The sequence below is a fragment of the Mobilicoccus sp. genome, from assembly GCF_032060985.1.
GTDB lineage: Bacteria > Actinomycetota > Actinomycetes > Actinomycetales > Dermatophilaceae > Mobilicoccus.
Window position 1 is genome coordinate 1 of the sequence record NZ_DAMBGD010000017.1, and the last position, 22,590, is coordinate 22,590.

The window sequence follows — 22,590 nt, forward strand, 5'->3', positions numbered from 1 at the left end:
AGCACCGCACCCAGGCGCCCCAGACCCAGCAGCGCGACGGCTGAGTCCAGCGACAGCTCGGGGGGCTCGAGAGGCTTGGTCATAGAACCCATCATACTCGCACACGTGTGCGATTCCAATAGCTCTTAGCAGTCTTTTCATCACCTCGCATCGGGCGGTGTCATGGCCCGTGCGCCGCAGATCGAGATCGCCGCCAACATCAAGACACGTCGCCGCCCCCGCTCACCCTGGCAACGCCCGACCAACAAGATCACCAACGGCCTCATCCGCAAATCATCCCCAGAGGCACCGACATGAGCCTGGTCACCCCTGCATGACGTGCGCCAGCGCCTCAGGCCGCACCCACAACGGAGACCCGACCACGACAACCCCTCAACCGCAGGCGTTGCACTCACCCTCTGAAACCAATGACGCGATGAGGCCCGGCCGAATGCAGGGGTCCGGTCTCCGCGGGGTGCAGGGCGAGCGCGCCTTGGTAGCCTCGCGGGATGCCCGAGACGCCCCGACCGTCCCGCCTCATTCGGATGGCGACGACGATCACCTCGATCACCGCCGGCCTCGTGACGCTGTCCCTGTTGCGGGCCTACACCGATTGGCCCTGGCTCGGCAGGGTTGCCGTCGCGGTCGTCATCGTCGCCGTCGTGACCCTGCTCGTGATGGTGGCGATGATGGCGATGACCGCCACCGTCGGCTCCCAGAGGGCACGCACCTCCACGGAGTCGCGCGCCCCCTCAGGACATCGCTGGTGAGCCCGGCGACACCCACTGCTCCCGGGTCGTGGCGGTACCGGGCCCTCCCGGTCTTCGTCTTCGTGGGGCTCATGTGGATCAGCGAGGTCGTGGACCTCATCCTGCCGCTCGATCTCGACGCCTTCGGGATTCGCCCGCGGGAGCTGGACCACCTGTCCGGCATCGTCCTCGCCCCCTTCCTGCACCTGGGGTTCGGCCACCTCGTCGCCAACACGACGACGCTCCTCGTCTTGGGGTAGCTCGTGGCGCTGAGCACAGGGCACCTGTGGCTCGCGACCGCCGGCATCATCGTCCTCGGCGGACTCGGGACATGGCTGACCGGCGCCTCGAACAGCGTCCACATCGGCGCCAGCGGCGTCGTGTACGGCTATGCGGCGTTCCTCACCGTGTACGGATTCGCCGCCCGACGCCTCGGCTCGGCGTTGGTGGGCCTCGTCGTCATGGCCCTGTACTGGTCGCTGCTCTGGGGCGTCCTGCCCTTCCACACCGGGGTGTCGTGGCAGGGCCACCTCTTCGGCGCCCTCGCCGGTGCGGGCCTGGCCTGGTGGCTGGGGCGCCGCGACCGGCAGGAGCGCCTCGGTTCACGCCACTTCGTCGGCTGACCACCCCGCGAAGTGAGCGAACCTCACGAGGTCGACCGCCGAGTCGACAGCTGAACGGCGCTCAGGGCGTGACGGAGTCCGGGACATCCTCGGCGTCCACGAGGTCCTCCTTGACGGCCTTCTTCACCTCACCGCGAACGGTGGGTGCGAGGTGGCCGCACCGGCCAGACACAACCCCCGCGTGTGCTCGATGGCGGGCGCGTACATCTGGCGCGAGCTGACACCGAAGGCAGCGTGACCGGCGCACGATCACCGTGTCACCCGAGGACAGCGACACCCGGGCGTCAGCAGGTGGTTCCGCGCTGCACCGCCCAGGCCCGAGGCACAGCCGGCTGCAACGCACGGCGCGCCCACCTTCTGCTCGCTACGACGTTCTTCCGTCATCTCGACGCATAAAGCACGGCACAGCGCATCTGGCCGTCCTTGACCAGGAACGTCACAGGCGCCGCAGGGGAACCCTTCAGCTGTCGTGGGTCGCTGTGGTGATGCGCCAGGATGTGGTGCCGGCCAGCTCGGCGGCGAGGGCGGTGGCCTGCTGGGGCGCGGTCAGCACGACCGCGATGGGCAGCTCGGTCAGCGGGCGGGCGGCGGTGACGTGGTCGGGGATGACGACGATGTCGGTGCCCGATCCGTGAAGGCGGCGGCGACGGCGCCGCCCGGCCTCGTCGGCACCCTCGGTGCCCGCGAACGCGAGCGCAAGGCCAGTGATGATGAGTTGCCCCTCGGTCACCCCGAATCCGGGCCGCAGGCGCCAGGTCGGTGCGGTCTCGCGGGAGCCGCGGCCGCCGTCGAGGGTTTCGAACGTCCACGGCAGGGTGCTCCCGGTGACGCAGGACCCGAGCACGTCGAGGCGGCGGGGCAGGCCGGTGCGCCGGTCGACCGGTCCTGCCAGCACCGACGTCGTCAGACTCATCGCACACCTCCGGCCTCCTCATCGGCCGGGTGCGCGTACCTCACGAGCGTGGGGAGCCCACCAACCTCGACCGAAGCCACCACCTGCACGTGCCCCGCGGCGCCGTCATCACCGACGGCCCACGTGGACCCCGCCCGCCGTCAGCCGGACGGGCTCGGCGGTGAGCCCGGCGCGGCGCTCGACGCCGAACGTCGCGCGGGCGGGGTGAGGTCGGGCCCAGCCCCGGGGCAGTCGACCGACGGGGGTGTCGGTCAGCGGCGGCGGGAGCGGAGCAGCAGCGCGTCGAGGCTGACGCGGCCGGGCCCGGTGACGGCGAAGGTGAGGGCGGCCAGCGCGATGACGGCGACGAGTTCCCAGCCTCCGTCGGAGGCGAACAGGCCCTGCCCCATGTGGACGAACCAGACCGCGCCGGCCATGACGGCGGCGACGAGGACGCCCGCGAGGGGGGTGAGCAGCCCGAGGACGAGCAGTCCGCCGCCGACGGTCTCGATGGTGGCGGCGAGGACGGCGGAGACCTGCGGCATCGGCACGCCGACCGCGGTGAACATCTCGGTGGTCCCGGCGATGCCGTTGCTGACGAACTTCTGGAGCCCGTGGGCGATGAGGATGACGCCGAGCAGCACGCGGGCGAGGAGAAGCACGACGTCGCGCACCGCCGAAGGCAGCGGCGGGGTCCCGGCGGCGTCGACGCGGGCCGTCGACGTGGCGCGGGATTCAGTGGTGGAAACAGCCTGGCTCACAACAAGACTCCGTTTAGTTGACTCATCACGTACCGGAGACACGGTACGGACTTCCCCCGCACCCTGGCAAGTCGACGCCGTCATCGACGCGGTTCGCGCGCGCACCGCCTCGATGGGGCGATACCGCGAGGCGGGAGCGGCAGATGTCCCAGGCGGGGCGCTGACGACGTCGGTCCCCGCGCTGGCCCGGCGTCCTCCCGCCCAGCTCAGGACGACGGGACGCGCTCCATCGACGCGAACGTGCGGGCCAGGGTGAACCCGAGCCGCTCGTACACGCGGGTGGCCCCCGTGGGGCTGTCGGAGTCCACCTCCAGGTTGACGGTGTCGGATTCACCCGACGCCGCAGCCAGCCCGAGCGACCGCGCCATGCATGCGGCCGCGAGCCCGCGGCCCCGCGCGCCGGCGACGGTGCCGACGATGGAGACGTACAGCTCGCGCGGCGTCCATTGGCTCGTCATGACGTAGGCGGCCACGTCACCGTTCTTGCCCAGGGCCAGAGTCGAGAACGGGAGTCGCTGGGAGCGGGAGGACCAGAGGTCGTGCCACCGCTCCGGGGTCGAGGGTGCCGAGCCCCAGTGGTCGGCGAAGGCCGCGTTGTGGGCGAGGCGGACACCCTCCTCGTGCTCGTCGTTGGGGGTGACGAACGTGAAACCGTCCACGTCCGAGGGGGCCAGGTCGGCGCCGGGCAGGGGTCGCTCCAGCTCGTTGAAGTACCGGGCCACGGTGTACCCGAGATGGGTGAGGAGCCGCCGGGCGTCGGACCCCTCGAGTTCGCCTCCGCTGCGGAAGAAGTGAGGCGCGCCGGGATGGCGTTGCCCGGCGAGCTCGACGCCTCGCGCCGTCGCCCGGGCGACGAGATCGCGCCCCAGGCCGCGCCCGCGCCAGTCGGGGTGCACACCGCCGTCGTGGCTGACCCGTGCGCGCCCCTGCTCATCGAGGGTGTCCCCGACCCGCACCTGCCCGTAGGCGATGAGGCGCTCACCGTCCCACACGGCCCACGTGTCCGTCTCGGGGGTGAAGCCCGTCCCTCGCAGCTCCTCGGCGAGGTCGGCGGCCTCGAAGAACTCCTCGGTGCCATCGACCCGGGCGAGGAGGTTCGTGAGGTCGGCCCACTGCTCGACCATGTCGGCTCGCAGGTGATCCCAGTGCAGGTGTGTCGTGGTGGCGGTCACCTGGTCATCGTCGTTCGGCCGATCTGGAGGCGTCCACCGGATTCCGGCTCGCCTCGCCCACCCGGGCAGAGCGTTCACTCGGCACGCGCTCTGCCCGAGGGGCGTCACCCTGCGAGGTGGCCCCAGGCCATGACGGTCTGCTCATCGGTGCCCCCAGCCCGGCTGCACTGCTCGAAGGGACGACACTCCCACCGGTGATCCCAGCCGGACACGGCGCCTGCTTGGCCCCTCACCCACGACGAGGCCCCGCCCACCGATGGTGGACGGGGCCTCGGGTCGTTCAGGCGCGAGCCGGATCAGGCCTCTTCGGAGGCCGCCGAGGTGGCGTCCTGGCCGTGGGCGTCGACGATGGCGTCGGCCGCGTCGCTGCCCTCGCCGGTCTCGACGGTGCCGCCGTCGCCGTTCTCGCCGCCACCGTCGCCGTTGCCTCCGCGGCCGCGGTTGCCGCGGCGACGGTTGCGGTTACGGCTGCGGCGCTCGGCGCGCTCCTCGTCGGACTCGTGGTCCGGTGCGCCGCTCTCCCCGTCGGAGTCGGCCTTGGGCTCGCGCTCGGTGCGGTCCTGGCGCGGGCCGCGCTCACGGCGCTCCCCGCGGTCACGACGCTCGCCGTCACGGTCGCCACGCTCGCGGCGCGGTCCCCGATCCTCGTGCTCGCCGGCGGCAGCGGCCGCGGCCTGCTGCTCCTCGGTGAGCACGGCGGCGAGGCTGAGCTTGCCGCGCGGGTCGATCTCCTTGAGCTCGACCTGGATCTTCTGGCCGATGGAGAGGACGTCGTCGACCGAATCGATCCGCTTGCCACCGACGAGCTTGCGCACCTCGGAGATGTGCAGCAGGCCGTCCTTGCCGGGCAGCAGCGAGATGAACGCGCCGAACGTCGTCGTCTTGACGACGGTGCCGAGGAACCGCTCGCCGACCTCGGGCATCTGCGGGTTGGCGATCGCGTTGATCTGCGCGCGCGCCGCCTCCGCCGACGGGCCGTCGGTCGCACCGATGTAGACGGTGCCGTCGTCCTCGATGGAGATGTCCGCGCCGGTCTCCTCCTGGATCTGGTTGATCATCTTGCCCTTCGGGCCGATGACCTCACCGATCTTGTCGACCGGGACCTGCACGCTGATGACGCGAGGCGCGTAGGCGCTCATCTCGTCGGGCGCGTCGATGGCCTCGTTCATCACGTCGAGGATGTGCAGACGCGCGTCGCGGGCCTGCGTGAGCGCACCGGCGAGCACCGAGGCGGGGATGCCGTCGAGCTTGGTGTCGAGCTGGATCGCCGTGACGAACTCACGGGTGCCGGCGACCTTGAAGTCCATGTCGCCGAACGCGTCCTCGGCGCCGAGGATGTCGGTGAGCGCCGCGTACTGCGTCTGCCCGTCGATCTCGGCGGAGACGAGACCCATCGCGATGCCCGCGACCGGGGCGCGCAGCGGGACACCGGCGTTGAGCAGCGACAGCGTCGAGGCGCAGACCGAGCCCATCGACGTCGACCCGTTGGAGCCGAGAGCCTCGGACACCTGGCGGATCGCGTACGGGAACTCCTCACGCGTGGGGAGCACGGGCATGAGGGCCCGCTCGGCGAGCGCACCGTGGCCGATCTCGCGGCGCTTGGGGCTGCCGACCCGACCGGTCTCACCGGTGGAGTACGGCGGGAAGTTGTAGTTGTGCATGTAGCGCTTGCGCGTCACCGGCGAGAGGGTGTCGAGCTGCTGCTCCATGCGGAGCATGTTGAGCGTCGTGACGCCGAGGATCTGCGTCTCGCCGCGCTCGAAGATCGCCGAACCGTGCACGCGCGGCAGGACCTCGACCTCGGCGCCGAGGGCGCGGATGTCGGCGAGTCCCCGGCCGTCGATGCGGACCTTCTCGGTGAGGATGCGCTCGCGCACGAGCTTCTTCTGGACCGCACGGTAGGCCGCGGAGATCTCCTTCTCGCGACCCTCGAACGGCTTGCCCTCACCGGCGAGGTTGGCCTTGAGGATGTCCTTGGCCTCGTCGAGGGCGTCCTCGCGCTCCTGCTTGCCGGCGATCGAGAGCAGCTCACGCAGCTTGTCGCTCGTGGCCTCCTCGACGGCGGCGTACACGTCGTCCTCGTAGTCGAGGAAGATCGGGAACTCCTGGACCTCCTTGCCGGCCTGAGCGGCCAGCTCGGACTGCGCGCGGCACAGCGTCGCGATGAACGGCTTGGCCGCCTCGAGACCCTCGGCGACGACCTCCTCGGTCGGCGCGGTGGTGCCCTGGTTCTTCACGAGGTCCCAGGTGGAGTCGGTGGACTCGGCCTCGACCATCATGATCGCGACGTCGTCCTTGCCCTCGGCGTCGGTGCCGACGACACGACCGGCGACGACCATGTCGAACACGGAACGCTCGACGTCGCTGAAGTTCGGGAACGCGACCCACTGACCGTCGATGAGCGACATGCGCACGCCACCGATCGGGCCCGAGAACGGCAGCCCGGAGATCTGGGTCGAGGCACTCGCGGCGTTGATCGCGAGGACGTCGTACTGGTGGTCGGGGTTGAGCGCCATCACCGTGATGACGACCTGCACCTCGTTGCGCAGACCCTTCTTGAAGGTCGGGCGCAGGGGACGGTCGATGAGGCGGCACGTGAGGATGGCCTCGGTGCCGGGGCGACCCTCACGACGGAAGAAGCTGCCGGGGATCTTGCCCGCGGCGTACATGCGCTCCTCGACGTCGACCGTGAGGGGGAAGAAGTCGAACTGGTCCTTGGGGTTCTTGCCTGCCGTCGTGGTCGACAGGAGCATCGTGTCGTCGTCGAGGTAGGCGGCGACGGCACCGCCTGCCTGCTTGGCGAGGCGTCCGGTCTCGAACCGGACCGTGCGGGTGCCGAACCGACCGTTGTCGATGGTCGCTTCGGCGGACGTGATCTCTGGACCCTCCATGTGGGCCCTCCTTTTCTTCGCGTCGGCCCGGTGCATCGTCGTTGTGCCCGGGCTGTCTTCGTTCTCTCGTCACGGACTCGCGAGGTTCGCGCGTCCGTGACTCCCGTCGTTCACCACCGGGTGGCGGTGACGTCGGAACCCTGCGCGCCCATCCTCCCCGATCAGCCGCGTGAGCTCATCTCGACGCGGGCAACGGGGTGGATGTACGCCAAGGGCGGTCACCCGGAAGAGGTGACCGCCCCTGTGGGAAAGCGTGTCGTCAACGGCGCAGACCGAGGCGCTTGATCAGCGAACGGTAGCGCTCGATGTCGACGGACTCGAGGTAGCGCAGCATGCGCTTGCGACGACCGACGAGCAGCAGCAGACCGCGGCGGCTGTGGTGGTCGTGCTTGTGGGTGCGAGAGTGCTCGGTGAGGTCCTTGATGCGCTGCGTGAGCATCGCGATCTGCACCTCGGGCGAGCCGGTGTCGTTCTCGCCGGTCCCGAACTCGGCCATGATCCTCTTCTTGGTCTCAGTATCCAGCGGCACTGACGACTCCTTCTCACTCGTTGCGCGGTGCACGGGGGCGAATCCACCCGGCGCTCTCTGTCCGCGGCCGATCGACGGCAAGATTCGACCCTACCAGCGAGGCTTCTTCACGCCCTAATCGGCGCCGGGGGCGACGACGCGCGCAGGGGTCGATCGGCGAGTGCCCCCGGGCGGCCCGAGGACGCCGGTGGCACCCTGGAATCCATGAGTCCGCGGAGTCCGCACGTCGCCCACTGGGGCGTGTTCACCCCTGCCCCCGGCCCCGACGGGCTCGACGTCGCCTCGGTGACGCCGTGGCGCGGCGACGCCGCCCCCTCACCCCTTCTCGGCAACGTCCCCGGGTCGGTGACGCGACGCTCCCGGGTCACCCGCCCCGCCGTGCGTCGACGCTGGTGGGAGGGGGGACCCGGCCCCGACCCCCGACGCGGCCACACCGTCGGACCGCAGGACTGGGTGACGCCGCCGTGGGACGAGGTGCTGGACCGACTCGCCGACGAGATGCGTCGCGTGCACACCGAGCACGGCCCCCAGGCGGTCTACGGCGGCTCCTACGGGTGGGCCAGCGCCGGGCGGTTCCACCACGCGCAGAGTCAGCTGCACCGCTTCCTCACCGTGACCGGCGGTTACACCCGCGGCGTCAACTCCTACTCCACCGGCGCCTCGGAGGTCATCCTCCCTCGGATCCTCGCCGACGAGAGCGTCCTCACCCAGACGGCGACGACGTGGGACGTCCTCGCCGAGCACACCCAACTCCTCATCGCGTTCGGTGGGGTCCCCGTGAAGAACACGGGGATCGACGCCGGCGGCTCGGGTGATCACCCGACGCCGGGCGGCCTCGACCGCCTCCGGGAACGCGGCGCACGACTCGTCAGCGTGAGCCCCCTGCGCGACGACCTCCCGCGCGTCGGGGACGGGTACGGCGTCGCGCCGCCGCCGGGCCTCGTCACCGGCGAACAGCCTCCCGGGTCCGTCGCCACCGGGGCCGCGCCCGCCGGGGACGTCACGTGGTGGCCGATCTCCCCCGGCACCGACGTCGCCCTCATGCTCGCGATGATCCACGTGTTGCTCGTCGAGGGACTCGCCGACTCGCGGTTCCTCGCCACCCACTGCGTCGGCGCGCAGGAGGTCGCCGACCTCGTCCTCGGACGTGCCGACGGCCTCCGCCGTGACCCCGCGTGGGCCGAAGCACTCACCGGGATCCCCGCCGGCGACATCGCCGCCCTCGCGCGGGAGGCCGCCTCACGCCGGACCCTCGTCACGGTGTCCTGGTCGCTCCAACGGGCCCGGCACGGCGAACAGCCCATCTGGGCCGGCGTCGCTCTCGCGGCCCATCTCGGCCAGATCGGCCTGCCCGGAGGTGGGTTCGCGAGCGGATACGGCTCCATGAACAAGCCGGGGTGCTCCCCCACGGCGTTCCGGTTCCCCTCGCTCCCCCAGGGGATCAACCCGGTGCGCGAGTTCATCCCGGTGGCGAAGATCGCCGACCTGCTCCTGCGCCCGGGCGCCGAGTTCGCCTACGACGGAGGGACGTACACCTACCCCGACATCCGGTTGGTGTGGTGGGCGGGCGGGAACCCCTTCCACCACCACCAGGACCTCGGGCGTCTGGCCGAGGCGTTCACGCGCCCGGACACGGTCGTCGTCTCCGACCCCTGCTGGACCGCGACGGCCCGGCACGCCGACGTCGTCCTCCCCTCGACGACCTCCCTCGAGCGGGACGACCTCGGCGGGACCCGCTCGGGCGCACGACTCACCCCCATGCGGGCGGTCACGCCGCGGCACGCCCACGCCCGCGACGATTACGAGGTCTACGCCGCCATCGCCGAACGCCTCGGCCTGCGTGCGGAGTTCACCGAGGGCCGTGATGCCTTCGCCTGGGTGGAGCACCTCTACGAGGGCTTCCGCGAGGACCTGCGCCGACGTCGCATCCTCCCGCCCGGGGTCGAGGTCCCGACCCTGCCGCCGTTCGCCGAGTTCTGGGCCGGGGACGGCATCGACCTCCCCCGCATGGGCCCGATCGTCGCCTTCGAGGCCTTCCGCGCGGATCCCCGGGCCCACCGCCTCACGACCCCTTCGGGTCTCATCGAACTCGCGAGCGCCGACATCGCCGCCCACGCCCTCCCCGACTGCCCGGGGCACCCGACGTGGCTCGAGCCGCAGGAGTGGCTCGGCGGCGAACGGGCACAGGAGTTCCCGCTGCTGCTCATCGCGAATCAGCCCGTCGCACGGCTCCATTCCCAACACGACGACGGCGCGACGTCGTTGTCGGTCAAGGTCGCCGGTCGCGAGCCGGTGCGGCTGCACCCCGGCGACGCGGCGGCCCGGGGCATCGGCGAGGGCGACGTCGTCCGGATCCGCAACGACCGGGGTGCGTGCCTCGCCGGGGCGCGTCTCTCGGGCGATCTGCGGCAGGGCGTCGTGCAGCTGTCGACCGGGGCGTGGTTCGACCCCTACGACCCCGCACGCCACGGCCCGGAGGCCGGGGAGGCGGGCCTCGCGCCGGGCACGTGCGTCCACGGCAATCCCAACGTGCTCACCGCCGACGTCGGCACCTCCGGCCTGGCCCAGGGCTGTACCGGACAGCACGTCCTCGTCGAGATCGAGCGCTGGGACGGCCCGGTGCCCCCGGTCCTCGCCCACATCCCCCCGACGGACCGGCCGGAGGACCGACGGACGGAGTGACGGGCTGACGGACGCATGGCGGGGGCGGGCGTCCCCGGGTGACGGCGGTCAGCGGGACCAGGACAGCGCGTCGTAGGCGAAGCGCACGTGGTCCTCCATGGCCGTCGCGGCCGCGTCGGGGTCGCGCGCGAGGATCGCGTCGTAGACGTCCCGGTGCCCAGTGCGCAGGTCGTGGACGAGCACGGGCCACTCGGGGGTGGCGTGGAACGAACGAAGGATCGGCCCCTCCATCGAGCCGCGGATCGCGCTCGTCATGTCGGCGACGAGGCGGTTGCCGCCGGCCTCGGCGATGGCGAGGTGGAACCCGGTGTCGCAGTCGTTGAACGCCTCCCGCGTGATGGCGGGGTCCTCCATCGCCTCGACGAGCCGGAGGAGCTCGGCGAGGTGCTCGTCGGTGGCGTGGCGCGCGGCGAGCGAGACGCTCCACCGTTCGAGCATCACGCGGGCCTCGATGACGTCGTCCATGGGGAAGTGGGCGAGCGCGACGTGCAGGCGCAGGAACTGGGTGAGGGCCTCACTGCTCATCGAGGTGAGGATCGTCCCCGAGTCACGTCCGACACCGGCGCCCGCCCGCACGACACCGAACGCCTCGAGCGCGCGCATCGCCTCCCGGACCGCGGCCCGGCTCACCCCGAGCATCGCGGCGAGGTCCCGTTCGGGCGGCAGCCGGTCCCCGACGCCCAGCGAGCCCGAGGTGATCTGTTCCTCGACCTGGGCGATGACGAGTTCGTAGGCCCGCGCCCGTTCGACGGGCCGCCAGGCGGGGTCGGGGGTCTCACGGTCGGGCGCCACCGGACGATCATCGCACCCCCGCCGCCCGACGGGTCGCGGCGAGCTCGGGGACGAGGGGGTGGCGGCATGAGGCAGATCACAGGCCGAGCCCGGCCGACGCCTGGGGATTTCCGCCAAGAGCACCCTCCGTGGTCGTACTCTCAATTGGTCGGACCATTCACTTGCGGCGGACGATCGGGGATCTCGTGCCCTGGGCGTCCGGCCCGCACCCGGAACAACGGAGTTCTCGATGCCCGTCATTCAGGCATTCACCCCTGACCCCGATCCCCTGGGGCAGCAGTGGTTGTCGGCGCTCGTGGCGAGCGTGCCGATTCTCGTCATGCTCCTCACGCTCGGCGGCCTCCGGTGGCGGGCCCACGTCGCCGGCCTCACCTCGTGGGCCGTCGCGCTCGTCATCGCCGTCTCCGTCTACGCCATGCCCGTCTCGATGGCTCTGGCCACGAGCGTGCACGGTCTCGTCTACGGGCTGTTCCCCATCGTGTGGATCCTGCTCTGCGCGATCTGGATGTACCAGGTGACGGTGATCAGCGGTCGCTTCGACGACCTGCGCTCCACGTTCTTCCTCATCAGCGACGACCCGCGTGTGCTCGGCCTGCTCATCGCGTTCTGCTTCGGCGGCCTCCTCGAGGCCCTCGCCGGATTCGGTGCGCCCGTCGCGATCACGGCCGTCATGCTCATCGCCGTCGGGTTCTCTGCGCTGCGTGCGGCCGTCACCGCGCTGCTGGCCAACACCGTCCCCGTCGCCTTCGGCGCCGTCGGGCTCCCGGTGCTCATCGCTGCGAAGACCGCCGGCCTGCCCGTCTCGGCCGTCGCGCCCATCTCGGGGCGGATCTGCGCCCTGTTGTGCCTCGTCGTGCCGTTCCTCCTGCTCGCCGTCATGGACGGACGGAAGGGCATCGCCCAGTGCTGGCCGATCGGCCTCTTCATCGGCGTCATCTTCGGCGCCGTCAAGTGGGTCGTCTCCGGCACCGACCTCTACAACCTCACGGAGATCTTCGCCGCCGTCATCAGCGTCGGGGCCGCCATCGCGTTCCTGCGCGTGTGGACCCCGATCGGCGGACAGGAGGCCGTGCCGCGCGTCGGGCGGCCCCTCGACGCCGACCTCGAAGGGGAAGCGGTGCCGGTCGCGCCGGCGGACACGACCGGCCTCACCCGGTCGCGCATCCTCATGGCGCTCGTCCCCTACATCCTCGTCATCGCCGTCTTCTCGATCGCTGCCGTGCCCGCGGTGAAGACCTCGCTCACCGCCACCGACGTCACCGTCGGCTGGCCGGGCCTGTCGGGCCTGCTCACCACGGCCGGGACCACCTCGCCCCACGCGACGTTCACGTTCTCGTGGCTGAGCAACCCCGGAACGCTCCTGGCCCTCGTCGCGGTGCTCGTCGGCCTCATCTACCGCGTCTCCCCGCGAGACCTGTTCGGCGAGCTGTGGGCCAACGTCGTCAAGCTGCGGCTCGCGATGGTCACCATCGGGTCGGTCGTCGCGCTAGCGTTCGTCATGGGCGACTCCGGACAGACCCTCGCTCTCGGCCTGTGGATCGCCGGGGCCGGTGCGTTCTACCCGTTCGTCGCCCCCGTCCTCGGATGGATCGGCACCTACGTCACCGGCTCCGACACCTCCGCCAACCTCCTCTTCTCCAGCCTGCAGGCCAGCGTCGGCGATCAGATCGGACACAAGGAGCTTCTCGTCGGCGCGGGCGCCGCCGGCGGCGTCGTCGGCAAGATGATCTCGCCGCAGTCCCTCGCGATCGCGGCGTCGGCCATCGGGATCGCCGGATCCGAGTCGACGATCCTCCGGGCCGTGTTCACGTGGAGCCTGCTCCTGCTCGTGTTCATGTGCCTCATCTCCGGCCTCGCCTCGACCCCGGTGCTCGCCTGGATCCTCCCGTGAGCCCGTTCACCCCGGCGTCCGATTCGACTCGCCGCACCGCCGCCGCACCAAGGAGTCCTCGATGACCACCACGCACCCCGCCCCCACGACGACCGCCCGCCCCGGCGACGGCATCCGCGTCGCACTGTTCGCCACGTGTGCGAACGACGTGATGTTCCCCCAGACGCCGAAGGCCGTCCTCAGGCTGCTCGAACGGCTCGGCTGCACCGTCGTGTTCCCGGAGAGACAGACGTGCTGCGCGCAGCCGTTCGCCAACACCGGGTACTTCGACGAGTCGGTGCCGGTCGTGCGCAACTACGTCGAGACGTTCGCCCCGTACGACTACGTCGTCGGACCCTCCGGGTCCTGCGTCGGCGCGGTGCGGCACCAGCACGAGATGCTCGCCGAGCACGCGGGCGACGCCGGGCTCGCCCGCGACGCCCGGGAGGTCGCCTCCCACACCTACGACATCAGCGAGTTCCTCGTCGACGTGCTCGGCGTCGTCGACGTCGGCGCCTACTTCCCCCACAAGGTCACCTACCACCCGACCTGCCACTCGATGCGCATCGCGCGCGTGGGCGACAAACCGATGCGCCTCCTCGAGGCCGTCAAGGGCATCACGATCCTGCCCCTGGTCGACGCCGACCGGTGCTGCGGGTTCGGCGGCACGTTCTCGATGAAGAACCCCGGCGTCTCGACCGCGATGGCGGGCGACAAGGCCCGCCGGGTCATGGACACCGGCGCCGAGTACCTCGTCGCGGGCGACAACCTCTGCCTGCTCAACATCTCGGGTGTCACCAACCGGCAGAAGGGCGGGGTCAAGCCCATCCACCTCGCCGAGATCCTCGCCACCACCGAGACCGACCGCGAAGGAGCGTCGCTGTGAGCGCCACGACCACACCCCAGGCGGGCGGAACCGGTGGGGCCGGCGGAGGCCGGACCACCTTCCTCGGCGCGGACATCCCGGTCGCGGGGCGTCCCGCGCCCCGGTACGAGGGCGCCGACCGGCACACCCCCGCCCCACCCGCGACCGAACTCATCGATTCCCCGCCGTTCCCCGCCGGGGCACGGCGGGAGATGGACAACCCGGTGCAGCGGGGCAACCTCCACCACGCGATGACGACGATCCGCACGAAGCGGCAGCGCGTCGTGGACGAGCTCGACCACTGGGAGGACCTGCGCCTCGCCGGCGAGGCCATCAAGAACCGCACGCTCCGCCACCTCGACCACTACCTCCTCCAGCTCGAGGAGAAGCTCACCGAGGCCGGCACCGTCGTCCACTGGGCGCGCGACGCCGCCGAGGCCAACGAGATCATCGTCGGGCTCGTCAAGGAGGCCCTCGCTGACGACGAGGTCACCTACGACGGCACCGGTCTCGCGGGCGACGAGGTCGTCAAGGTCAAGTCGATGGTCACCCAGGAGATCGACATGAACGAGGCTCTCGAGGCCGCGGGCATCGCCGCCTGGGAGACCGACCTCGCCGAGATCATCGTCCAGCTCGGGCACGACCGGCCGAGCCACTTCCTCGTCCCCGCGATCCACCGCAACCGCGCCGAGGTCCGGGAGATCTTCCTGGAGGAGATGGGCCACTACGGCCGCCCCGCCCCCGCGGACCTCGACTCCGAGCCGCGCAACCTCGCCGGCGCCGCCAGGGCGCACCTGCGCGAGAAGTTCCTCCGGGCCAAGGTCGGCATCTCCGGGGCGAACTTCGCCGTCGCCGAGACGGGCACCCTCGTCGTCGTCGAGTCCGAGGGCAACGGGCGCATGTGCCTGACGATGCCGCAGACGCTCATCAGCGTCATCGGCATCGAGAAGGTGTTGCCGACGTTCGAGGACCTCGAAGTGTTCCTCCAGCTCCTCCCCCGCTCCAGCACCGCCGAACGGATGAACCCGTACAACTCGGTGTGGACGGGCCCGGGCGGTCCGGGCGGTGACGGACCCGAGAAGACCCACGTCGTCCTCCTCGACAACGGCCGCACCCGCGTGCTCGCCGACCGGCAGGGACGCGAGGCGCTGCGGTGCATCCGGTGCACCGCCTGCCTCAACGTGTGTCCCGTCTACGAGAAGGTCGGCGGCCACGCCTACGGCTCGGTCTACCCCGGGCCCATCGGGTCGATCCTCACCCCGCAGCTGCGGGGCACCGGCTCGGCCGTCGACAAGTCACTGCCGTTCGCGAGTTCGCTGTGCGGCGCGTGCTTCGACGTCTGCCCCGTCCGCATCCCCATCCCCGACCTCCTCGTCTACATGCGCAACAAGGTCGTGGAGACGAAGAAGGCCGAGGCGAAACGAGGTCGGGCCCGTCCCTTCCTCACCCACGGCGAGCCGGCCGCGATGACCGCCGCCGCGTGGATGATGTCCGACCCCCGTCGCTGGACCGCGGCGACCAAGGGGTCGGGTCTGTCCGGTCGGCTGCTCGGACGGGCCGACCACATCGGCCCCATGCCGTGGCCGCTGTCGGCCTGGACCAATGCGCGGGACGTCCCCGTGCCACCCAAGGAGTCGTTCCGTTCCTGGTGGAACCGCACGCGAGGAGGCGAGGAGAAGTGACCGACACGACCGCCACGGGCACCGAGACGAGCACCGGCACGAGCGCCGGCGCCCAGGGGCGAGGCAGCGCGAAGGAGGAGATCCTCCGGCGCATCCGCACGGCCCTCGCCGACATCCCCGACCTGCCTCCCGAGCAGGACGTCCCCGTCGCCTGGGAGTACGGCCGCCCCACCCGCTCCGACGGTGTCCTCGACCTGTTCATCGAACGGGTGGAGGACTACAAGGCGCAGGTCATCCGGTGCCGCACCCGCGAGGTGCCGGGACGGATCTCCGAGGCGCTGCGCAGCCACGGCGCCCGCTCCGTCGTCCTGCCGGCCGGCCTGGAGCCGCGGTGGCGGGAGGCCGTGCACACCGGAGGGTTCGAGATCCGCGAGGACGAGCCCCACCTGGATCGTGCGGAGCTCGACGCCACCGACGCCGTCGTCACGGCGTGCTGCGTGGGCGCGGCGGAATCGGGCACGATCATGCTCGATCACCGGCCCGACCAGGGACGGCGGGCCCTCACCCTCGTTCCCGACCTGCACGTCTGCGTGATCCGCGCCGACCAGGTCGTCTCCGACGTGCCCGAGGCCGTCGCGCGCCTCGCCCCCTCGGTGCGCGAGGAGCGGCTGCCGCTCACGTGGATCTCGGGCGGGTCCGCGACGAGCGACATCGAACTCTCCCGCGTCGAGGGCGTCCATGGTCCGCGCACGCTCGTCGTGCTCCTCGTCGACGACGAGGACCCGGACACCGCACCCGTCATGGTCGACGTCGACACCCACGCCTCGCACGACGAGGCGACCTCCGAGCGCACGCATCGGGTGTCGAGCGATCAGGAGGTGACCGACGGCGGGTACGGACCCGGTTCGGCCGCCCCACTGCCCGACCACGCGATGCCGCTCGGTCACCCCGTGCCGGCCTGGACGTCCACCGAGGTGTACGCCGAGGCGCAGGACGGCGTCGACGCGGTCGAACCCGACGTGTGGTTCACCGACGCCGAGGCCGCCCGCCGCGCAGGGTTCGTCGCGCGCGGGTGAGACGCGTGGGTGAGACCCACCGGTGGGCGAGGACGCGGAACGCCGGCGCCCGGGGATGGTCCCGGGCGCCGGCGTTCGTCCTGACCGGCGTCCCCGTCACGTCGCGGGGGCGGACGACGTCGCGGGGTACGACGCCGGGTCGGCGTCAGGTCGCCGCGACGGCACGGGCCGCCTTGGGGAGCAGGCCCGGGAGGATGTCGGAGAGCGTGACGACGCCGACCTGCTGGGCGCCCCGGCTCACGACGGCGAGCTGCTTGTGCTGCTCTCGCATGAGGGCCATCGCCTCGTACAGGGGCATCGCGGCCTCGAGCTCGAACACGGGCTGCGCGACCGTGGCGGCCGTCGCGTGGTGCGACTCGAGGGTGTCGCGGACGTGGACGACCCCGACCATCCGGCTCCCCTCCTGCAGGAGCACCCGCAGGTGGCCGGAGGTCCGGGTGGCCTCCTGCACGTCGGCCATCGAGGCGTCGGCGGGGACGCTCGTCATCGTGGCGCCGGGACGGAGGAGATCGCCCACCGTGAGATCCCGCAGGTCGAGGGCGCGTTCGATCGAGGCGCGGAACGCGACGTCGAGGGCGCCCACGTTGGCCGAGTGCTCGACGAGCTGGCGCAGACCCGCCGGGTCCTGCCCGGTGGCGAGCTCGTCGACGGGCGTCGCGCCGAGGCGACGGACGATGACGTTCGCCGTGTGGTTGAGCGCCCGCAGGATGGGCCGAACGAGGAACATGAACCCCCGCATGGGCAGCGAGAGGAGCACGGCCGACTTCTCCGGGTGCGCGATCGCCCACGACTTGGGAGCCATCTCGCCGACGACGAGGTGCAGGAATGTGACCGCGATGAGCGCGAGGACGAAGGCCGCGACGTCCGCCGCCGACCGGGGTAGCCCGGTCATCTCCAGCAGGGGGGTGAGGGCGTGGTGGACCGCGGGCTTGGTGATGGCACCGAGCGCGAGCGTGCACAGGGTGATCCCGAGCTGGGCTCCCGCGAGGAGCAGCGTGAGCTCCGAGGAGTTGCGCAGCGCCGCGCGCGCCATGCGTGAGGTCGCCGCCAGCCCCTCGAGGCGGTGCCGCTTGGCCGCCATGAGAGCGAACTCGATGGCGACGAAGAAGGCACTCGCGACGATGAGCACGAACGTCACGAGGACGACGGTGAGGCCGCTCATCGGGTCTCCCCCTCGGCGCCCTCGGCGCCCTCGTTGCGCTCGTTACGCTCGTGGCGCTCGTGGCTTCCGGTCCCGGAACCGACTGCGGTCGCACCACCGCGCCCCGGGTCACGGGCACCGTCGCGGGACCTGCCCCGGTCGGGTTCGTCGAGCGTGAGACGGACGCGGGCGGGCACGTAGGTGTCGACCTCGAGCACCTCGATGTGCAGGTGGCGGGGCTCGGGCCCCTCGTCGAGAACGAGGTCCGCCGGGTCCAGCGGCAGCTCCACGGTGACGGTCTCACCCTCGGCGGGGAGTCCGCCGTGGGTCTGGAGCACGAGCCCGGCGACGGTCTCGTAATCGCCCTCGGGCAGGTCGACGTCGAGAGCCCGTTCGACCTCGTCGGCGTGGACGTCGCCGTTCATCACCCATACCCCGTCGTCGGGCACGGGCTCGTAGTCGGGTTCGTCGGGGTCGTGCTCGTCGGTGATCTCGCCGACGACCTCCTCGGCGAGGTCCTCGATCGTGAGGATGCCACCGAAGCCGCCGTACTCGTCGATGACGCAGCCGAGGCGCTCGCTCCCCTCCCGCAGCCGGTCGAGGGCGTCGGGGAGGGACATGAACGGGGTGAGGATGAGTGGTGGGCGGGCGATCTCGGCGACGGAACGCGTCGACGTCGCGGGATGGGAGAGCACGTCGACGAGGTTGACGACGCCGACGATCGACTCGTCCTCGTCCAGCACGGGGTAGCGGGTGTTGCCGGCGGCCATCTCGGAGCGGGCCTCCGCGATGCTCACGGTGTCGCGGAGGACGTCGACGCGGGAACGCGGGATCATCGCGTGCTCGACGGTGCGCTGGGGGAAGTCGAGGATCCGATCCAGCAGCATCGACAACTCGGGCGAGAGGTCGCCGCTCGCGCGGGACTCGGCGACGACGGCCTCGAGGTCACGGGCGCTCGCGGCGTGCTCGACGTCGTGGACGGGCTCGATGCCGAGCAGGCGGAGGAACTTCTCGGCGGCCTTGTCGAAGATCCAGATGACGGGGCCGAGGACCGCGAGGTAGATCTTCGTCGACCCCGAGAGCCACCGGGAGACTGCGTCGGCGCGGGCGAGGGCGTAGTTCTTGGGGACGAGTTCGCCGAAGAGCATCTGGACGATCGTCGAGAAGCCGATCGCGACGATGCCACCGATCGCGACCGCCGCGGCCGTGCCGAGGGAGTCCCCGGTGAGGGTCGCGAGCGCCTGGCCGATGAGCGGCTCGGCGACGTAGCCGACGAGGAGTCCGGTGACCGTGATGCCGAGCTGGGCGCCGGAGAGGAGGAACGAGGTCCGCTTCGTGATCGCGAGCGTGCGCTCGGCGGTGGCGTCGCCGGCCGCGGCCTGGCTCGCGAGGCGGTTGCGGTCGACCGCCATGTAGGCGAACTCCTGGGCGACGAAGTAGCCCGTCGCCGCGGTGATGAGGAGGACGACGAGGACACCCACCAGCAGGGAGATCAGCGGCGTCATGCGACACCACCGCCTGCCGGGCACGGGGGGCGCGGGGCGGCGCCGGGTCTACAGCTCGGCTCGGCGCGGTCGGGCTGGGGGTGCATGGGGTCCTCTCGATCTCGGCACGGTGCTGCTGACGACAGGATCACAGCCTGGGGCGTCTGCATGGCAAACGCCACCGTGTCGACCCGGGTTCCCCGCGCGGCGCTCGTCACATCGAGAGCGGAGGCCGACGCCCACCTCCGTCCGGACCACGGTCCCCCTCCAGGACCCACCTTGACCCGCAACGGGATTCGACCCACCCCCGAATCCCCGCATCGACGCTGGTCAGATCCGGTACGGCGCTGCCGACCTGGATCTTCGACCACCCCGCAGGATCGAGGTACGCGTGAGCACGAGCCGTCCCCCGGCCACCGTCCGGTCACCCCTGGCCCCCGGCCTTGCGTTGAGCGTCGATCCGGCCTGGCTGCTCGCCCGCCGCGCGACGCATGCGGCGACGGCCCGGCAGGCCGAGGAGATCCGCCGCACCGGCACCACGCGGTGGCTCGACCGGCAACTGGCCCCGGCCCGCATCGACGACCGTGCCTGCGACCGCTTCGTCGCCCGGACCTTTCCCGCCGCGGTCGCCGACCTGCCGACGATCATGCGCCTCACCGGGGACAAGCCGTGGGAGGCACAGGCCTCCCTGTCGAGGGCGACGCTGTGGCGCCAGCTCACGACCCGCCGCCCGTTGCTCGAGCGGGTCGTCGAGACCTGGCACGACCACCTCCACATCGCCCTCGACAGCGACAAGGTCCACGGCTGGGTGGCCGGGTACGACCGTCAGGCCATCCGACCGCACGCGCTCGGGCGCTTCGCCGACCTCCTTCACGCGAGCCTCACGCACCCGGCCATGCTGAGATACCTCGACAACACGTGGTCGACCGCCGACCACCCCGTCGAGAACCTCGCGCGTGAGGTCCTCGAACTCCACACCGTCGGGGTCGGCGCGTACACCGAGGCCGACGTCGCGGCCCTGTCCAGGCTGCTCACGGGGTTCACCGTCGACGAGCGCACCGGCGGGTTCGTCTACCGGCCCGAGTGGCACGCGCTCGGCCCGGTGCGGATCGTCGGCTTCGGCCACGCGAACGCCTCACCCGGTGCCGGCCCGGCGGCGGTCCGCGCCCTGGCCGAGCACCTCGCGTCGCACCCGGCCACCGTGCGGCGGGTCTGCACCCGGCTCGCGCGCCGCTTCGTCTCGGACTCCCCGCCGAGGTCCCTCCTGTCGCGCCTCGAGGTCACCTACCGCAGCCACCGCACGGCGATCGCACCCGTCCTCCGCACCCTGTTCACGAGCACCGAGTTCGCCGCGTCGACGGGGCAGAAGTGGGCCCGCCCGCAGGAGTTCCTCGCCGCCGCCTACGCGGCGTCGTCGCCGACCTACCGCCCGCCGGCCGAGAAGACGCCGTGGGCACCGCTCGGGACGTACGCGTGGATCGCCCACGGTCTCGGCCATCAACCGCTCGCCCATCCCGACCCCGAGGGCTACCCCGACCGCAACGACGCCTGGCGGCACCCCGGCGCGATGCTCGGCATTTGGAACGCCGCTGAGGCGGTCGCGGGCGGCTGGGACGCCACGCTGACCCACCGCGGGTGGGCGCGGACGTTCGGCCTCACGACGCAGCTCACCTACCACCAGGCCGCCACCCGCCTGCATGTCGGCCTGCACGGCTACGTCCCCGCGGCCCCCGATCGGGACGCCGTCGCGACGTTCCTCCGGGATTCGACCCTGCGCCGCGGCGTGCCTTCCGCGACCGAGCGGATGAGCCCCCAGGCGATCGAATGGAACGCCGACGAGGCCGTGCGCCTCGTGCTCGCCTCCCCCTACATGTCCCTGCGATGAGCGAGGCCGCCGCGATGACCCTGCCCCACCTCTGGCGTCTCGACGACGACGTCGTCCCGGTGCACACCCACGACGACCGCGAGATCCTCGTCCGCCGCGGCCCCGACGGGGCGACGGAGGTCTACGGCGGCGACCGCGAGGCCTCCGACGACGCGTGCCGCCGCCTCGGGTCGGACACGGCGCTCGGCATGGCGGCCCAGGCCCTCGGCGAGGACTCCGCCGGGGGACGGGTCTCCCGGCGCGCGGTCCTCGGTGGACTGGCCGCCCTCGGGGCGCTCGGCGCCGTCTCCGCCCGCCCCCGGTATGCCGTGGCCGCCACGCCCGGCGCCGCGCCCGGGAGGACGCCGGCCGCGACCCGAGCGGTCGCGCGCGACGTGCTCGTCGTGATCTTCCTGCGCGGCGCGGCGGACGGATTGCAGATCCTCGCCCCCGTCGACGACCCGGCCTACCGTCGCGCACGGCCCGGGCTCGGCCTCACCCCGGACGTCGTCCTCCCGGCCGCACCCGGGTTCGGATTCCATCCCGCGATGGCCCCGCTCATGCCGCTGTGGCGGGCCGGGGAGTTCGCCGTCGTCCACGCCGTCGGGCACCCCGACGCCACCCGCAGCCACTTCTCGGCGCAGATGGACATGGAACGCGCCGCCCCCGTCGGGGTCCGCAGCGGTTGGCTGGGGCGTCACCTCGCCGCGACCTCGCGCGACACGGGACTGCTCCGCGCCGTCACTCTCGGCGACCGGGCGACCCTGAGCGCGAGCGGGGGGTTCCCCACCGCCTCGCTGGAGTCGCTCGAGAGCTTCGACATCGCGGGGTGGGAGGGGTACCGGCGCTCGATCGACGCGACGATCCGCGGCATGTACGCCCGCGCGGGCGGCTCTCTCGCGCGTGACGCCGACCGCACCTTCGCCGCTGTCGCCAGCCTCGCCCGGTCACGCAGCGCCCCCTCCCGGGCGAGCGCCTACCCCGACGACCCGTTCGGTCGGGGCATGGCCGAGATCGCCCGCACGGTGCGTTCCGGCGCCCCGGTCGAGGCGGCCTGCCTCGACCACCGCGGCGACTGGGATCTCCACCGCCCCCACGGCACCCCGTCCGAGGAGTGGGGCCCGATGCGTCGGCTCGTCGACTCCCTCGCCCGCGGGATCGCCGCGTTCCGCACCGACCTCGGGCCGCTGTGGAGCCGCACGACCGTCGTGACGCTGACGGAGTTCGGCCGCCGCCTCTCGGAGAACTCCGCCGGCGGCACCGACCACGGACACGGCGGGCTCATGCTGCTCGCGGGCGGCAACGTCGTCGGGGGCCGGGTGCACGGGCGGTGGCCCGGGCTCGCGCCCTCGGCCCTCGACGACGGCGACCTCGCCGTGGCCAACGACTACCGCGACGTCGTCGGCGAGATCCTCACCCGCCGCCTCGCGACGCCGAACCTCGCCGCCGTCTTCCCCGGGCACCGCTACCGGCCGCTGGGCGTCGTGCGCTGAGGGCTCCGCCCGCCCACGTCGCGCCGTCGAGCGTCGCCGGTACCGGCGCTGCGGGCGAGGTGGAGACCCGCAACCCGTCGGGGCGCGAGCGCGCGCGCCTCCCGT

18 protein-coding genes are annotated in these 22,590 nt (G+C 72.0%); 10 read left to right on the forward strand and 8 right to left on the reverse strand.

Annotation, left to right across the window (positions count from 1 at the left end):
- The first annotated feature begins 488 nt into the window (after nt 1-488).
- The 3 genes from RT054_RS12745 to RT054_RS12755 are packed head-to-tail and all read left to right on the forward strand — an operon-like array spanning nt 489 to nt 1,351.
- Nucleotides 489-749 (forward strand): hypothetical protein, encoded by a 261-nt coding sequence (locus RT054_RS12745; protein WP_313024145.1) that lies wholly within the window; start codon nt 489-491, stop codon nt 747-749.
- Nucleotides 746-988 carry a hypothetical protein gene (locus RT054_RS12750; RefSeq protein WP_313024148.1) on the forward strand — a complete coding sequence of 81 codons (243 nt, stop codon included), beginning with the start codon at nt 746-748 and terminating at the stop codon, nt 986-988. Before RT054_RS12745 ends, RT054_RS12750 begins: the two co-directional genes overlap by 4 nt.
- A 3-nt stretch (nt 989-991) precedes the next feature.
- Nucleotides 992-1,351 (forward strand): rhomboid family intramembrane serine protease, encoded by a 360-nt coding sequence (locus RT054_RS12755; protein WP_313024152.1) that lies wholly within the window; start codon nt 992-994, stop codon nt 1,349-1,351.
- 460 nt (nt 1,352-1,811) lie between these two features.
- On the opposite strand, the gene RT054_RS12760 is transcribed toward RT054_RS12755, so the two are convergent.
- From RT054_RS12760 to rpsO, 5 genes are all read right to left on the reverse strand, one after another.
- Entirely contained in the window at nt 1,812-2,264 is a 453-nt protein-coding gene (locus RT054_RS12760) for a hypothetical protein (protein ID WP_312722735.1), read from the reverse strand.
- A gap of 251 nt (nt 2,265-2,515) precedes the next feature.
- The gene (locus RT054_RS12765; RefSeq protein ID WP_312722734.1) at nt 2,516-3,004 is read right to left on the reverse strand and encodes a DoxX family protein; all 489 of its coding nucleotides are present in this window, start codon (nt 3,002-3,004) and stop codon (nt 2,516-2,518) included.
- A 206-nt stretch (nt 3,005-3,210) separates the two neighbouring features.
- Nucleotides 3,211-4,176: a GNAT family N-acetyltransferase gene (locus tag RT054_RS12770; RefSeq protein WP_313024156.1), complete on the reverse strand. Its 966-nt coding sequence runs from the start codon at nt 4,174-4,176 to the stop codon at nt 3,211-3,213.
- 296 nt (nt 4,177-4,472) lie between these two features.
- Nucleotides 4,473-7,067: a polyribonucleotide nucleotidyltransferase gene (locus RT054_RS12775; RefSeq protein ID WP_313024159.1), complete on the reverse strand. Its 2,595-nt coding sequence runs from the start codon at nt 7,065-7,067 to the stop codon at nt 4,473-4,475.
- A 259-nt stretch (nt 7,068-7,326) separates the two neighbouring features.
- The gene (rpsO, locus tag RT054_RS12780; protein WP_312721746.1) at nt 7,327-7,596 is read right to left on the reverse strand and encodes a 30S ribosomal protein S15; all 270 of its coding nucleotides are present in this window, start codon (nt 7,594-7,596) and stop codon (nt 7,327-7,329) included.
- Between the two features lie 204 nt (nt 7,597-7,800).
- On the opposite strand from rpsO, the gene RT054_RS12785 reads away from it, so the two are divergent.
- Nucleotides 7,801-10,278, forward strand: coding sequence for a molybdopterin-dependent oxidoreductase (locus RT054_RS12785; protein WP_313024162.1), 2,478 nt, complete (start codon nt 7,801-7,803; stop codon nt 10,276-10,278).
- A gap of 48 nt (nt 10,279-10,326) precedes the next feature.
- Here the strand turns inward: RT054_RS12785 and RT054_RS12790 are convergent, their stop codons facing one another.
- Entirely contained in the window at nt 10,327-11,070 is a 744-nt protein-coding gene (locus tag RT054_RS12790) for a FadR/GntR family transcriptional regulator (RefSeq protein ID WP_313024164.1), read from the reverse strand.
- A 229-nt stretch (nt 11,071-11,299) separates the two neighbouring features.
- On the opposite strand from RT054_RS12790, the gene RT054_RS12795 reads away from it, so the two are divergent.
- The 4 genes from RT054_RS12795 (at nt 11,300) to RT054_RS12810 (ending at nt 16,503) form a co-directional block, all read left to right on the forward strand.
- The gene (locus RT054_RS12795; protein WP_313024167.1) at nt 11,300-12,961 is read left to right on the forward strand and encodes an L-lactate permease; all 1,662 of its coding nucleotides are present in this window, start codon (nt 11,300-11,302) and stop codon (nt 12,959-12,961) included.
- Nucleotides 12,962-13,022: 61 nt separating this feature from the next.
- On the forward strand, nt 13,023-13,826 hold the full coding sequence (locus RT054_RS12800) for a (Fe-S)-binding protein (RefSeq protein WP_313024169.1): 804 nt from the start codon (nt 13,023-13,025) through the stop codon (nt 13,824-13,826).
- Nucleotides 13,823-15,487: a lactate utilization protein B gene (locus RT054_RS12805; protein WP_396837297.1), complete on the forward strand. Its 1,665-nt coding sequence runs from the start codon at nt 13,823-13,825 to the stop codon at nt 15,485-15,487. Before RT054_RS12800 ends, RT054_RS12805 begins: the two co-directional genes overlap by 4 nt.
- Nucleotides 15,484-16,503, forward strand: coding sequence for a lactate utilization protein C (locus RT054_RS12810; protein WP_313024171.1), 1,020 nt, complete (start codon nt 15,484-15,486; stop codon nt 16,501-16,503). The genes RT054_RS12805 and RT054_RS12810 overlap by 4 nt, the downstream gene beginning before the upstream one ends.
- A 145-nt stretch (nt 16,504-16,648) precedes the next feature.
- Here the strand turns inward: RT054_RS12810 and RT054_RS12815 are convergent, their stop codons facing one another.
- Both RT054_RS12815 and RT054_RS12820 read right to left on the reverse strand, forming a co-directional pair.
- Nucleotides 16,649-17,665 carry a hemolysin family protein gene (locus RT054_RS12815; RefSeq protein WP_313024174.1) on the reverse strand — a complete coding sequence of 339 codons (1,017 nt, stop codon included), beginning with the start codon at nt 17,663-17,665 and terminating at the stop codon, nt 16,649-16,651.
- Complete coding sequence (locus RT054_RS12820) at nt 17,662-19,149, reverse strand: hemolysin family protein (protein WP_313024178.1); 1,488 nt, start codon at nt 19,147-19,149, stop codon at nt 17,662-17,664. The genes RT054_RS12815 and RT054_RS12820 overlap by 4 nt, the downstream gene beginning before the upstream one ends.
- A 370-nt stretch (nt 19,150-19,519) precedes the next feature.
- Between RT054_RS12820 and RT054_RS12825 the strand changes: the two genes are divergently transcribed.
- Nucleotides 19,520-21,013, forward strand: a complete 1,494-nt coding sequence (locus RT054_RS12825; protein ID WP_313024181.1) for a DUF1800 domain-containing protein — start codon at nt 19,520-19,522, stop codon at nt 21,011-21,013.
- Nucleotides 21,010-22,485: a DUF1501 domain-containing protein gene (locus tag RT054_RS12830; protein WP_313024185.1), complete on the forward strand. Its 1,476-nt coding sequence runs from the start codon at nt 21,010-21,012 to the stop codon at nt 22,483-22,485. The genes RT054_RS12825 and RT054_RS12830 overlap by 4 nt, the downstream gene beginning before the upstream one ends.
- The last annotated feature ends 105 nt before the right edge of the window (nt 22,486-22,590 follow it).

Coding starts and splice junctions, on each gene's coding strand:
- RT054_RS12815 (WP_313024174.1), bottom strand. CDS start 17,665: ATGAGCGGCCTCACCGTCGTCCTCGTGACGTTCGTGCTCATCGTCGCG.
- RT054_RS12800 (WP_313024169.1), top strand. CDS start 13,023: ATGACCACCACGCACCCCGCCCCCACGACGACCGCCCGCCCCGGCGAC.
- RT054_RS12795 (WP_313024167.1), top strand. CDS start 11,300: ATGCCCGTCATTCAGGCATTCACCCCTGACCCCGATCCCCTGGGGCAG.
- RT054_RS12745 (WP_313024145.1), top strand. CDS start 489: ATGCCCGAGACGCCCCGACCGTCCCGCCTCATTCGGATGGCGACGACG.
- RT054_RS12830 (WP_313024185.1), top strand. CDS start 21,010: ATGAGCGAGGCCGCCGCGATGACCCTGCCCCACCTCTGGCGTCTCGAC.
- RT054_RS12760 (WP_312722735.1), bottom strand. CDS start 2,264: ATGAGTCTGACGACGTCGGTGCTGGCAGGACCGGTCGACCGGCGCACC.
- RT054_RS12820 (WP_313024178.1), bottom strand. CDS start 19,149: ATGACGCCGCTGATCTCCCTGCTGGTGGGTGTCCTCGTCGTCCTCCTC.
- RT054_RS12775 (WP_313024159.1), bottom strand. CDS start 7,067: ATGGAGGGTCCAGAGATCACGTCCGCCGAAGCGACCATCGACAACGGT.
- RT054_RS12785 (WP_313024162.1), top strand. CDS start 7,801: ATGAGTCCGCGGAGTCCGCACGTCGCCCACTGGGGCGTGTTCACCCCT.